The sequence below is a fragment of the Flavobacterium petrolei genome (assembly GCF_003314435.2).
Classification (GTDB): domain Bacteria; phylum Bacteroidota; class Bacteroidia; order Flavobacteriales; family Flavobacteriaceae; genus Flavobacterium; species Flavobacterium petrolei.
Genome location: NZ_QNVY02000001.1, coordinates 1,432,452 through 1,445,597 on the forward strand (window position 1 = coordinate 1,432,452; position 13,146 = coordinate 1,445,597).

Below are 13,146 nucleotides of genomic sequence, written 5' to 3' on the forward strand. Positions count from 1 at the left end.
TCTACTATTCCGATAGGGCAATAGATTTAAGCTTAAAAAAATTGAATTAAAAAAGTATGAGTAAAGAATTGAAAACCATTGCGATAAATGAAAAATCGGAAACTAGTTTTAAAGAACGCTTGTGGGTTATTATTCCCGTTGTCTTACTAGTAGGATTAATTTCTACATTGGTTTACAATCATCATGCTGAATTTTCTTGGAATGGTCTAATAGCAGGCTTTAATCAGGAATTTTTAATCTTTTTCTGTATTGGTGTTTTTGCACAATTAGTAGACGGAACTTTAGGAATGGGGTATGGAGCAACTTCTACTTCTTTTTTATTGGCTTATGGAATTCCACCAGCGATAAGCAGTACAGGAGTTCATGTTGCTGAAATGTTTACAACAGGAGCTTCGGCTATTTCTCATCATCGCTTTGGGAACATCAATAAAAAACTAGTGAGACATCTATTGATTCCGGGTGTTTTAGGTTCTATTGCAGGTGCTTATTTATTGTCGGATGTAATTGATGGGGATGCGATAAAGCCTTTTATTGCGGTATACATGATAGGGTTGGCAATTATAATCATCAGAAAAGCAATGCAGAAAAACATCATTAAAAAGAAAACCAAGCGACTGAATATTTTAGCTTCTTTTGGAGGTTTTATGGATGCTGTTGGCGGCGGTGGCTGGGGGCCAATTGTGACTTCGACCTTATTAGGGCGCGGTAGAAATCCAAGATATACTATTGGTTCTGTCAATGCAGCGGAGTTTGCGGTAGCTTTTGCAAGTGGTGTGACTTTCATGCTTTTTGGAGGAATACAAGGATGGCAAGTGATTATAGGGTTGATTTTGGGTGGTGTGATTGCTGCTCCAATTGCCGCAATTTTAGTCAATAGAATAAAGAGAAAGCCTATGATGATTTTGGTAGGCGTTTTAATTATTGTTTTGAGTTTAAAAACACTGTCTAAATTATTATAAAAGAGAAACGAAATTATGAGCATAGCGATAACAAATACTTTATTAGAAAAAACAAGAAGCTTATCTATCGAGGAAACGCTTACTTTTTTGGCTGATGAATTTAATGACAAAGTAGTTTTTTCTACTTCTTTTGGACAGGAAGACCAAGTGATTACGGCTTTAATTGGAAAAAATAATTTACCTATTACCATTTTTACTTTAGATACGGGAAGATTATTTCAAGAGACTTATGATGTTTTTCATAAGACTTTAAAAAAGTATCAAATAGATATTAAAACTTATTTTCCGGAAACAAGTGCGGTTGAAGAGTTATTAAATCAAAAAGGCCCAAATAGCTTTTATGAATCAGTAGAGAATAGAAAAGAATGTTGTTTCATTCGAAAAGTAGCGCCTTTGACTAAAGCTTTAAAAGGAAATTCGATTTGGATTACCGGTTTGAGAGCGGAGCAATCCGAAAATAGAAATGATTTAGACCTTTTTGAATACGATGAAAAATTCGATATTATAAAATTCAATCCGTTATTAAAATGGACATTAGAAGAGGTTCAGAAATATTTAGACGATAATAATGTACCACAAAATGCCTTACACAAACAAGGTTTCATCAGTATAGGTTGCGCACCTTGTACCAGAGCAATTGTCCCTGGAGAAGATATCCGAGCAGGCAGATGGTGGTGGGAATCTAGTCACAAGGAATGTGGTTTACACCAAAAATAGAAAACAGAGGTTAGAATAAAGAGAAAAGAAAAAATAATAATAGTTAAGAGATTTTAGATGAGGTTTCAACAACCTTAAACTTTAAACTTTAAACTTTTAAACTAATAATAATGAGTACCATATTAAAAACAAACGCATTAGAAAGTGAAGCGATATACATTTTTAGAGAAGTAATTTCTCAATTTGACAAACCGGTATTGCTTTTTTCTGGTGGAAAAGATTCGATTACATTGGTGCGTTTAGCACAAAAAGCATTTTTTCCTGCAAAAATTCCTTTTCCATTGTTGCACGTGGATACAGGACATAACTTTCCGGAAACTATTGCTTTCAGAGATAAATTGGTTGCTGAATTAGGATTAGAGTTAATCGTTCGTAATGTTCAGGATGCTATTGACGAAGGTAAAGTGGTTGAAGAATCTGGGAAATATTCCAGCAGAAACAGTTTGCAAACAACTACACTTTTGGATGCCATCGAAGAATTCAAATTTGATGCTTGTATTGGTGGTGCGCGTCGTGATGAAGAAAAAGCAAGAGCTAAAGAACGTATTTTTTCCGTTCGTGATGATTTTGGTCAATGGGATGAGAAAAACCAACGTCCGGAATTATTCGATATTTTAAACGGAAAAATCGAAAATGGTCAAAACGTTCGTGTTTTCCCAATTTCGAACTGGACAGAGCTTGATGTTTGGAGTTATATTGAGCAAGAGCAAATCGAAATTCCATCGATTTACTTTTCACACAAACGTAAAGTATTCTTGAGAGACGGTATGATTTGGTCCCATTCTCCATTTGTGTACCAAGAAGAAGATGAAGAAATTGAAGAAAGAATTGTTCGTTTTAGAACTGTTGGAGATATGAGTTGTACTGCAGCTGTTGATTCTTACGCAGCAACAATTCAAGAAGTAGTAGGAGAAATCAGATCTTCGACTATTTCAGAAAGAGGAGCCAGAATTGATGACAAACGATCTGAAGCTGCGATGGAAAAAAGAAAACAACAAGGGTATTTTTAGAATCCCCACCCCACCCCAGCCCTCCCCGAAGGGAAGGGAGCCCAAACTGGATTAATGCTGGTTTTGAGTTTGGGAAAAGAAATTAGAAAATAAAAAGTAGAGAAGTAATAATAAAAATATACCAGACTCGTCTCCCTTCCCTTCGGGGAGGGTCGGGGAGGGGAAAATATAACGGTAATATGGAAGTTTTAAAAATAGCAACAGCAGGAAGTGTAGATGACGGAAAGAGTACCTTAATCGGGAGATTATTATACGATACAAAATCATTGACTACAGATAAAATTGAAGCAATAGAAAAAAGCAGCAAGCAAAAAGGATACGATTATTTAGATTTTTCTTTGGCTACCGATGGTTTGGTTGCGGAGAGAGAACAAGGAATCACGATTGATGTGGCGCATATTTATTTTTCGACAGCCAAGAAAAGTTACATAATTGCCGATACTCCGGGTCACGTAGAATACACACGTAACATGGTTACGGGAGCTTCGACTTCGCAAGTTTCTATCATTTTGATTGATGCTCGTAAAGGAGTTATTGAGCAAACGTACCGTCACTTTTTTATCAATAATTTATTAAGAGTAAAAGAGGTAATTGTTGCGGTAAACAAAATGGATTTGGTTGATTATTCGGAAGAAGTTTACAACAAAATCAAAGCTGATTTTCAAGCGCTGAACAGCAAAAGTTCATTCAAAGAGCAAAACGTAAGTTATATTCCTTTGAGTGCTATCAATGGAGGTAATGTTGCTGATAAATCAGAGAATATGCCTTGGTACACTGGACAAACGGTTTTGGAACATTTAGAAGCGTTAGAGCCAGAAGATGTTTTTGAAACAGGAAAAGCACGTTTCCCGGTTCAAACAGTTATCCGACCAAAAACGGAAGAGTATCATGATTTTAGAGGATACGCCGGAAAATTATACGGGAACAATATCAAAGTTGGCGATGCAGTAACGGTTCTTCCTTCTTTGACAGAATCTAAAGTGACTAATATTCACTTTTTTGATCAGCAATTTGATGAAGCGACTGCAGGTTCTTCGATTACTTTGGAACTGGAAAATGATATCAATGTGACAAGAGGAGACATGATTGTAAAATCGAATGAGTTGCCTAAAATTGAAAAAGACATCAATACAACGATTTGTTGGATGGACAGCAAAAAGTTAGTTCCAGGGGCTAAATATTTGGTACAACACAATACCAACAGGGTTTTGGCAAAAATTGAAAGCGTGAAAAACGTAATCGCTACAGATTATTCTGGAGTTACACCAGCGACTCAATTGGCTATAAATGAAATAGGCGAAGTAAATATTAAATTAAGCAAAGCTTTGTATTTTGATGCCTACAATGACAACAAATCAAACGGCGCTTTTATTTTAATTGATGCTGCAACCAACACAACTGCTGGAGTTGGATTTATAAACTAAATTTAACTTTTGCCAAAAACAACACACAGATGGAAAGTTTTAGAACCGAAATAGAAAACCCGATTGTCCAAAAAGACATTATCGATTTAGAAAGAAAAATTGCTTTATTCCGTGACGGTAAAATTGATGATGAGCGTTTCCGTAGCCTTCGTTTAGCGAGAGGAGTGTATGGTCAGCGTCAGGAAGGCGTACAAATGATTCGTATCAAATTGCCTTTTGGTAAAGTGACCAGCGAACAACTGACTCGTATTACCAAAGTTTCCGATGAATATTCTACCGGACGTTTGCACATTACAACGCGTCAGGATATCCAGATTCACTATGTAAGTTTGGACAGAACACCACAACTTTGGGCTGAATTAGAGAAAGATGATGTTACACTTCGTGAAGCTTGCGGAAACACCGTAAGAAATATTACGGCTAGTGAAACAGCTGGAATTGATTCAGAAGAACCTTTTGATGTGTCGCCTTATGCGCATGCTATGTTTCAGTTTTTCTTAAGAAATCCGGTTTGTCAGGAAATGGGACGTAAATTCAAAATTTCATTTTCTTCTTCGGATAAAGATACGGCCTTGAGTTATTTACATGATTTAGGATTTATTCCAAGAATTGTAAATGGCGAAAGAGGATTTAAAGTAATGTTAGGAGGAGGATTAGGTTCTCAACCAAGTCATGCCGAATTATTGTCAGAGTTTATTCCGGTAAACCAAATTATTCCAACAACAGAAGGCGTTTTGAGAATTTTTGATCGCTATGGCGAAAGAGCGAAACGTTTGAAAGCGCGTATGAAATTCCTAATCAAAGATATTGGTAGAGATGAATTTTTAAAATTGGTGGATGAAGAGAAAAAAGCATTGTCTCACCAAACAGTTGAAATAGATACGACAGCTTTTGATGCTGAAATTCCAGCACCTTTATTGGAAGTACCAAAAGTAGTTATCGAAGATGCAGCAGCTTTCGAAACTTGGAAAAAATCAAATGTAATTGCGCAAAAACAAGCGGGTTATGTAGCGATTGGAATCAAAGTTTTATTGGGTGATTTTTATACCGATAAAGCAAGATTATTAGCGGATTTGATTAAAAATTATGCGGCTAATGAATTGCGTTTTACATTGAGACAGGATATTTTAATTCGTCATGTAAAAGAAGAAAATTTGCCTTTTTTCTACCAAGAATTAGCCAAATTAGATTTTGTAGCTCTAGGTTACAATACCATTTCGGATATTACGGCTTGTCCGGGAACAGATACGTGTAATTTAGGAATTGCAAGCAGCACCGGAATCGCAGTAGAACTGGAAAGAGTTTTAGAAACAGAATATCCACAATACAGCAACAATCAGGAAATCACGATTAAAATCAGTGGTTGTATGAATGCTTGTGGACAACACAATATGGCCGAAATTGGTTTCCAGGGAATGTCAATCAATTCAGGTAAATTAGTGGCGCCAGCGTTACAAGTTTTATTAGGCGGTGGAAATTTAGGAAATGGAAACGGAAGATTTTCGGATAAAGTAATCAAAATTCCAAGTAGAAGAGGCCCTGATGCTTTGCGTTTCATCTTAAATGATTTTGAAGCAAACGGAAACGGACAATCATTCTTGAATTATTATGATGCTAAAGGCGAGAAGTATTTCTATGAATTTTTGAAACCATTAGCTGATTTGACTAATCTTACCGAAGCTGATTTTGTAGATTGGGGAAATGCTGATAACTACGTAAAAGCTGTTGGAGTAGGAGAATGCGCTGGTGTTGTTATTGATTTAGTGGCTACCTTATTATTGGAAGCCAAGGACAAATTAACTTTTGCAAAGGAAGCTTTTGATGATGCAAAATGGGCTGATGCAATTTATTTGGCATACGCAGGATTTGTAAATGGATCCAAAGCATTATTATTGGCTGAAAACCAAAAAACAAATCACCAAGCTGGAATTATCGATTTGTTTGATACAGTTTTCGTAGCAACGAATATCATTCAATTGAAGTCAACATTAAGAGATTTAGTATACCAAATCAATCAGAATGAACCTTCTGCTGAATTTGCACAAAATTACATTCAAGATGCAATTGTCTTTTTTGAAGCAATTGAATCATACAGAGAAAAAGACTTAGCCGATGCTTAAAAAGATACAACCAATAGTAACGCTAGTGGGTGCGGGTCCAGGTGATCCTGATTTACTGACAATCAAAGGGGCAAAGGCACTGGCTGAGGCCAATGTCGTTTTGTATGACGCTTTGGCAAACGAAGAAATTTTAAGTTATGCTCCTAAAAAAGCAATTAAAATATTCGTTGGAAAAAGAAAAGGCTGTCATGAATACACGCAAGACCAAATCAACCAATTAATTGTAGACAACGCGCTTACCTACGGTCATGTGGTTCGGTTAAAAGGTGGTGATCCATTTATTTTTGGTCGTGGCGGTGAGGAAATAGACTTTGTAGAAAGTTTTGGGATACCTACATTTGTAGTGCCTGGAATCTCATCTTCGATTGCTGTTCCTGCTTATCAAGGGATTTCGTTGACCAAAAGAGGTGTTTCGGAAAGTTTTTGGGTAATTACAGGTACAACGTCTGATAAAAAATTATCAAATGATGTGGCTTTAGCAGCGCAATCATCGGCAACAGTTGTGATTTTGATGGGAATGAGCAAACTGTCTCAGATTATTGATTTGTTCCAAAAAGAATCTAAAGGCGAAACTCCCGTTGCGATTATTCAAAACGGAACTACTGCTCAGGAGAAAATTGGTGTTGGAACAATTAATACAATTCAACAGGTTGTAACGGAGCATAAATTAAGTTCGCCTGCCATAATTGTCATTGGAGAAGTAGTAAAAGAAAGTAATAAATTGAAAGGATTTTACGAAGAATTCATATCAAAAGAAATAAAGTAGCATTGGAAAGGAACGAATTATATCCAATATTTTTAAAATTACACAACCTCAACGTACTTATTGTGGGTGGCGGAAATGTGGGTTTAGAAAAGTTATCTTTCATGTTGAAATCGAGTCCAAACGCCAATGTTGAGGTGGTGGCGCCAAAGTTTTTACCAGAGCTGGAAAGCCTCGCTGCAAAACATCCTTCGGTACAATTGACGTATAGAAAATTCAATCGATGGATGCTTCGCAATCGCCACATGGTTATTGCCTGCACCGATGATTTGAAAGTGAATAAAAGGATTTATGATTTGTCCCGAAAAAGATATTTGATTTGCAATATTGCGGATACACCGCCATTATGTGATTATTATTTGGGTGGAATTGTAACCAAAGGAAATGTAAAAATCGCCATTTCAACCAACGGAAAATCACCAACAACTGCCAAAAGATTACGGGAGTTTTTTGAAGAAATCATTCCGGACGATATTAATAAAATGGTCGAAAACTTAAATGAATATCGCAAAACATTAAAAGGGAATTTTGAAGAAAAAGTGCAGAAGATGAATGAAATCACCGAGTCGTTGAAGAATAAAGAACCAAGAGAATAGCATAAAGAACAAAGAATCCGACTGATATTTATCATTTAAAGTAATAAAAATCAATCGTTCATTTGCAATTAAATAGTTTAGCACAATTACATTACATAAAGAATAAAAAAATGATTAAAACAGACATACTTATAATAGGAGCCGGACCTACGGGTTTATTTGCAGTTTTTGAAGCAGGATTGTTAAAATTAAAATGTCATATTCTGGATGCTTTGCCACAAGCGGGCGGACAATTATCTGAATTATATCCTAAAAAACCTATTTATGATATTCCAGGTTTCCCGGAAGTATTAGCGGGAGATTTAGTAGATAATCTAATGGAGCAAATCAAGCAATTCGAACCGGGATTTACTCTTGGTGAACGTGCTGAAACAATTGAAAAACAAGAAGACGGGACTTTTATTGTGACTTCAAATAAAGGAAAAAAATTCCATGCTCCTGTAGTAGCAATCGCAGGTGGATTGGGAAGTTTTGAGCCAAGAAAACCATTAATCGAAGACATCGAATTTTACGAGGATAAAGGAATTAAATACTTTATCAAAAATCCGGAGAAATTCAGAGACAAAAAAGTAGTAATCGCTGGAGGAGGAGATTCAGCTTTAGACTGGAGTATTTTCTTGTCGAATGTAGCTTCTGAGGTAACGTTAATTCACCGTAGAAACGAATTCAGAGGTGCTTTAGATTCTGTAGAAAAAGTACAGGAATTGAAAAATTCCGGTAAAATAAAGATGATTACGCCTGGAGAAGTTGTTGGCTTGAAAGGTGCTGAACATCTAGAAGGAGTTGTAATCGAGGAAAATGGCGCACACCGAACAATTGAAACGGATTATTTTATTCCGCTTTTTGGATTAACTCCAAAGTTAGGTCCTATCGGAGACTGGGGATTAGACATTGAAAAAAATGCCATCAAAGTAAATAATGCTTTGGATTACCAAACGAACATTCCTGGAATTTTTGCTATTGGTGACGTTAATACCTATCCTGGAAAATTAAAATTGATTCTTTGTGGTTTCCACGAAGCAACATTAATGTGTCAGGCAGCCTACCAAATCATCAATCCGGGTAAGAGATATGTATTGAAATACACTACAGTTTCCGGTGTTGATGGATTTGACGGAACTCGTAAAGAAGCTCCAAAAGCCGTGGTGAAAGCAATAGTTTAACAACTTAGTCCAAACTAGTTAAAAAATTAAGCGCTAATACTTGCAAGTATTAGCGCTTTGTCTTTACTTTGCACTGTTCCTATATTTATTGAAAGTTATCACGAAAGGCGGAGGGAAAGACCCAATGAAACCTTAGCAACCCTTTATCTTTAAAGAAGGTGCTACATTCTACTTTATACTGAACATTTTCAGTATCTAAGATAGATAACACACGAATACTCACTTAGTATTTCTCAAACCTTTTCTTGACAACATATATTTTTAGCCTGCTGAATTAATTTCAGTATCAGGAGCGAACAATTGGCACTTTTTTGCCAGTACCGTTCCCGCTTTCCGTTGCAATCTTTTACTTTTTTAAACAAAAAAAGTAAAAGGATTTTCACTGCAAACAAAGTTCACTGAACTCCTATGAGAATAGAAATTAAGTGAAGTAATCGGGGCTAAAGAGCTTAAATAGTGAACTTTTGTAATTAATAATAAGCGCTTAATACTTAGTGTTTTGCGAGAATAAAACAAAAGATGTCAACAATTCAAGAAGCCATTAAAAAAAACATACTCGTACTCGATGGAGCTATGGGAACCATGTTGCAACGCTACAATTTTTCCGAAGAAGACTTTCGTGGGGAACGTTTCAAAGATTTTCCACATTCCTTAAAAGGGAACAACGATTTATTGTCACTGACACAACCCCAAGCGATTCGTGCTGTTCATGCCGCTTATTTTGAAGCAGGAGCGGATATCGTTGAAACCAATACTTTTTCTGGAACTAACATCGGAATGGCAGATTACCATCTTGAAGATTTGGTATATGAACTCAACTATGAATCGGCACGAATCGCCCGTGAAGTAGCTGATGAATTTACAGCCAAAAATCCGGACAAACCTCGTTTTGTTGCTGGTTCAATAGGTCCAACAAACAGAACAGCGAGCATGTCACCAGATGTAAACGACCCAGGTTACAGAGCCGTAACTTTTGATGATTTGCGTATTGCTTACAAACAACAAGTAGAGGCGTTGATTGACGGAGGAAGTGATTTGCTTTTAGTAGAAACTATTTTCGACACTTTAAATGCCAAAGCAGCACTTTTCGCTATCGAAGAAGTCAAAGACGAACGCAATATCGACATTCCAATCATGGTTTCCGGAACGATTACCGATGCATCAGGAAGAACACTTTCAGGTCAAACTGTAGAAGCTTTTTTGGTTTCGGTTTCGCACATTCCATTGTTGAGTGTAGGTTTCAATTGTGCTTTGGGAGCTGATTTGCTGAAACCCTATTTGCAAACTTTGTCACAAAATACTTCATTCAATGTATCGGCGCATCCTAATGCAGGATTGCCAAACGCTTTTGGAGAGTATGATGAAACACCAGAACAGATGCAAGCTTTCATCAAAGAATATTTAGACGATAATTTAGTCAATATCATAGGCGGTTGTTGCGGAACAACGCCAGAACATATTAAGTTGATTGCTGATATCGCTAAGGAGTACAAGCCCAGAGTTTCGACAGCGACGATGTAACCAAGAATGCCCGCGTGAGGGATAGCAGTGAAAAGCCCACAGCCTGACGAAGGAAGAGCGAGGACTTGCAACGAATAGCTCGACCCTTTTTGGGTCACGCCCAAAATAATAATAAGATATACGAAACCTGAACGTTTGCTGAAATCGTGAAGGATCAAATAAAATAAAAAATGGCACAACAAACTAGAAAAAACCTTGTATTATCGGGATTAGAGCCTTTAATCATTACGCCGGAAAGCGTATTTGTGAATATTGGTGAACGAACGAATGTTACAGGTTCTAGAAAATTCCTTCGGTTAATCAAGGAAGAAAAATACGAAGAAGCACTCAGTATTGCCAAAGAGCAAGTGGAAGGTGGCGCGCAAATCATCGATATTAATATGGATGAAGGAATGCTGGATGGCGAATACGCTATGACAAAATTCCTAAATCTAATCGCTGCAGAACCTGATATTTCCCGAGTGCCAATCATGATTGACAGTTCGAAATGGGACATCATTGAAGCGGGATTAAAAGTAGTTCAAGGAAAGAGTGTTGTGAATTCTATTTCTTTAAAAGAAGGCGAAGAACAATTTATTCATCATGCTAAATTGATTAAGCGTTATGGAGCTGCAGCTATTATAATGGCTTTTGATGAAACTGGACAAGCGGATAATTACGAACGCCGAATAGAAATTTGCCAACGTTCGTATGATATTTTGGTAAACAAAGTTGGTTTTCCTCCACAGGATATTATTTTCGATTTGAATATATTTCCTGTTGCGACAGGAATGGAAGAACATCGATTGAACGCATTGGATTTCTTTAGAGGAACCAAATGGGTTCGAGAGAACTTGCCTCACGCACATATCAGTGGTGGTGTAAGTAATGTTTCGTTTTCGTTTAGAGGAAATGACACGGTTCGGGAAGCGATGCACTCAGTGTTTTTGTACCATGCGATTCAGCATGGTATGACTATGGGAATCGTGAATCCGGAAATGCTTTCTATCTACGATGAAATTCCAAAAGATTTATTAGAACGTGTTGAGGATGTAATTCTAAACAGACGCGATGATGCAACGGAACGTTTGTTGGACTTTGCAGAAAATGTAAAGGGAGACGTAAAGAGTAATGAAAAAGCAGTTCAGGAATGGCGTTCGGGAACTATTCAGGAACGATTGACGCACTCGTTAGTAAAAGGCGTTGATGAATTTATAGAAATAGATGTTGAAGAAGCTAGACTTGCAGCAACAAAACCTATCGAAGTAATCGAAATCAACCTAATGGCAGGAATGAATGTCGTTGGGGATTTATTTGGTTCGGGTAAAATGTTTTTGCCACAAGTGGTAAAATCAGCTCGTGTAATGAAGAAAGCAGTTGCTTATTTATTGCCGTTTATTGAAGCCGAAAAAGATGGTGTTTCGAGTTTTGCAGGTCGTATCTTAATGGCAACGGTAAAAGGCGACGTACACGATATTGGAAAAAATATTGTTTCAGTTGTTTTGTCTTGTAACAATTATGAAATCATCGATTTAGGTGTCATGGTCGCTCCCGAGAAAATCATCGCTGCCGCAATAGAGCACAACGTTGATATTATTGGTTTGAGCGGATTAATAACGCCATCATTGGATGAAATGGTGTATTTGGCTAAAGAATTAGATAAAAGAAATATAAAAATTCCGGTGATGATTGGTGGAGCAACGACTTCACGAGCGCACACTGCCGTGAAAATTGCGCCACAATATAAATCGACTGTAATTCACGTAAATGATGCTTCAAGAGCCGTAACGGTTGCCGGAAATTTATTGAACAGTGAGAAGAAAATATATGCAAGTGACATCAGGGCAGAATATGATGCTTTTAGAGAGACGTTTTTGAATCGTTCGCGCGATAAAAATTTCTTAACTATTGAGCAAGCTCGTGTCAATAAACTGAAATTAGATTGGGAAAACTACAATCCAATGAAACCTAATTTTATTGGAACAAAAACAATCGAAGTCGATTTGGATGTTTTGGTTCCGTACATTGATTGGACACCGTTTTTTAGAACCTGGGAATTGTTCGGGAAATATCCGGCTATTTTAACGGATAATGTTGTTGGCGAACAAGCTACTTCTGTTTTTGCGGATGCAAAGGAAATGTTGGAAGTTATTTTGAAAGAAAAGAAATTGACTGCCAAAGGAATTTACGGAATCTTTCCTGCGAATCAAGTGAATGATGATGATATTGAATTGAGTGATGAAAGTGGAAAAGTATTAGAGAAATTCTTGACTTTGCGTCAGCAATCACAAAAAACCAAAGGCGCTCCAAATATTGCATTGTCGGATTTTATTGCTCCGAAAGATAGTGGTAAAACGGATTATATGGGTGCGTTTTGTGTAACGACCGGTTTTGGTGTGGATGAATGGGCGGCTGAATTCGAAAAAGATTTAGACGATTACAATTCGATCATGGTCAAAGCATTGGCAGATCGTTTTGCAGAAGCTTTTGCAGAATATTTGCACGAAAAAATCCGTAAAGAAATTTGGGGATACGCTTCTGATGAAAATTTAACAACCGAAGCTATGATTGAAGAGGTTTATAAAGGTATTCGTCCTGCACCGGGTTATCCGGCTTGTCCAGACCATTTAGAAAAACCTACGATTTGGAAATTGCTGAATGTAGAACAAGAAATAGGAGTGACTTTAACGGAAAGTATGGCGATGTGGCCCGCTTCATCTGTTTCTGGATATTATTTTGGGAATCCGGAAAGTAAGTATTTTGGACTTGGAAAAATAAAAGAAGACCAAGTTATTGATTACGCCAAAAGAAGAAGCGTTTCGACCGAAGTGGCTACGAAATGGTTGAACCCGAATATTGCGGATTAGAAATAGTTTAAAGTTGAAATTTTGTTT

General features: G+C 37.0%; 10 protein-coding genes and 1 riboswitch. All 10 genes read left to right on the top strand.

Features of this window, described 5'->3' with window-relative positions; genetic code table 11:
* Positions 1-56 precede the first annotated feature (56 nt).
* The 10 genes from DR871_RS06220 to metH all read left to right on the top strand — a co-directional run bounded on the left by DR871_RS06220 (position 57) and on the right by metH (position 13,119).
* Positions 57-959: a sulfite exporter TauE/SafE family protein gene (locus DR871_RS06220; protein WP_113637740.1), complete on the top strand. Its 903-nt coding sequence runs from the start codon at positions 57-59 to the stop codon at positions 957-959.
* Positions 960-974: 15 nt separating this feature from the next.
* Positions 975-1,676: a phosphoadenylyl-sulfate reductase gene (locus tag DR871_RS06225; RefSeq protein WP_113664374.1), complete on the top strand. Its 702-nt coding sequence runs from the start codon at positions 975-977 to the stop codon at positions 1,674-1,676.
* 110 nt (positions 1,677-1,786) lie between these two features.
* On the top strand, positions 1,787-2,686 hold the full coding sequence (cysD, locus tag DR871_RS06230; RefSeq protein ID WP_113637736.1) for a sulfate adenylyltransferase subunit CysD: 900 nt from the start codon (positions 1,787-1,789) through the stop codon (positions 2,684-2,686).
* Between the two features lie 179 nt (positions 2,687-2,865).
* Entirely contained in the window at positions 2,866-4,110 is a 1,245-nt protein-coding gene (locus DR871_RS06235; RefSeq protein ID WP_113664373.1) for a sulfate adenylyltransferase subunit 1, read from the top strand.
* A gap of 29 nt (positions 4,111-4,139) precedes the next feature.
* Positions 4,140-6,230, top strand: coding sequence for a nitrite/sulfite reductase (locus DR871_RS06240; protein ID WP_113664372.1), 2,091 nt, complete (start codon positions 4,140-4,142; stop codon positions 6,228-6,230).
* The gene (cobA, locus tag DR871_RS06245; protein ID WP_113664371.1) at positions 6,223-6,996 is read left to right on the top strand and encodes a uroporphyrinogen-III C-methyltransferase; all 774 of its coding nucleotides are present in this window, start codon (positions 6,223-6,225) and stop codon (positions 6,994-6,996) included. The genes DR871_RS06240 and cobA overlap by 8 nt, the downstream gene beginning before the upstream one ends.
* Positions 6,997-6,998: 2 nt before the next feature.
* A complete protein-coding gene (locus DR871_RS06250) occupies positions 6,999-7,589 on the top strand; it encodes a precorrin-2 dehydrogenase/sirohydrochlorin ferrochelatase family protein (protein WP_113664370.1) in 591 nt (196 codons plus the stop codon).
* Positions 7,590-7,699: 110 nt separating this feature from the next.
* The gene (locus DR871_RS06255; RefSeq protein WP_091173268.1) at positions 7,700-8,752 is read left to right on the top strand and encodes an NAD(P)/FAD-dependent oxidoreductase; all 1,053 of its coding nucleotides are present in this window, start codon (positions 7,700-7,702) and stop codon (positions 8,750-8,752) included.
* A 92-nt stretch (positions 8,753-8,844) separates the two neighbouring features.
* Positions 8,845-8,963, top strand: a riboswitch (SAM riboswitch).
* Between the two features lie 308 nt (positions 8,964-9,271).
* Positions 9,272-10,273, top strand: coding sequence for a homocysteine S-methyltransferase family protein (locus DR871_RS06260; protein ID WP_113664369.1), 1,002 nt, complete (start codon positions 9,272-9,274; stop codon positions 10,271-10,273).
* 170 nt (positions 10,274-10,443) lie between these two features.
* Positions 10,444-13,119 (top strand): methionine synthase, encoded by a 2,676-nt coding sequence (gene metH / locus DR871_RS06265; RefSeq protein WP_113664368.1) that lies wholly within the window; start codon positions 10,444-10,446, stop codon positions 13,117-13,119.
* Positions 13,120-13,146: the final 27 nt, after the last annotated feature.

Bases quoted from the DNA above. Each gene is read 5' to 3' on its own strand.
- DR871_RS06260 (WP_113664369.1), top strand. From the start codon at position 9,272: ATGTCAACAATTCAAGAAGCCATTAAAAAAAACATACTCGTACTCGAT.
- cysD (WP_113637736.1), top strand. From the start codon at position 1,787: ATGAGTACCATATTAAAAACAAACGCATTAGAAAGTGAAGCGATATAC.
- cobA (WP_113664371.1), top strand. From the start codon at position 6,223: ATGCTTAAAAAGATACAACCAATAGTAACGCTAGTGGGTGCGGGTCCA.
- DR871_RS06240 (WP_113664372.1), top strand. From the start codon at position 4,140: ATGGAAAGTTTTAGAACCGAAATAGAAAACCCGATTGTCCAAAAAGAC.
- DR871_RS06225 (WP_113664374.1), top strand. From the start codon at position 975: ATGAGCATAGCGATAACAAATACTTTATTAGAAAAAACAAGAAGCTTA.
- DR871_RS06220 (WP_113637740.1), top strand. From the start codon at position 57: ATGAGTAAAGAATTGAAAACCATTGCGATAAATGAAAAATCGGAAACT.
- metH (WP_113664368.1), top strand. From the start codon at position 10,444: ATGGCACAACAAACTAGAAAAAACCTTGTATTATCGGGATTAGAGCCT.
- DR871_RS06235 (WP_113664373.1), top strand. From the start codon at position 2,866: ATGGAAGTTTTAAAAATAGCAACAGCAGGAAGTGTAGATGACGGAAAG.
- DR871_RS06255 (WP_091173268.1), top strand. From the start codon at position 7,700: ATGATTAAAACAGACATACTTATAATAGGAGCCGGACCTACGGGTTTA.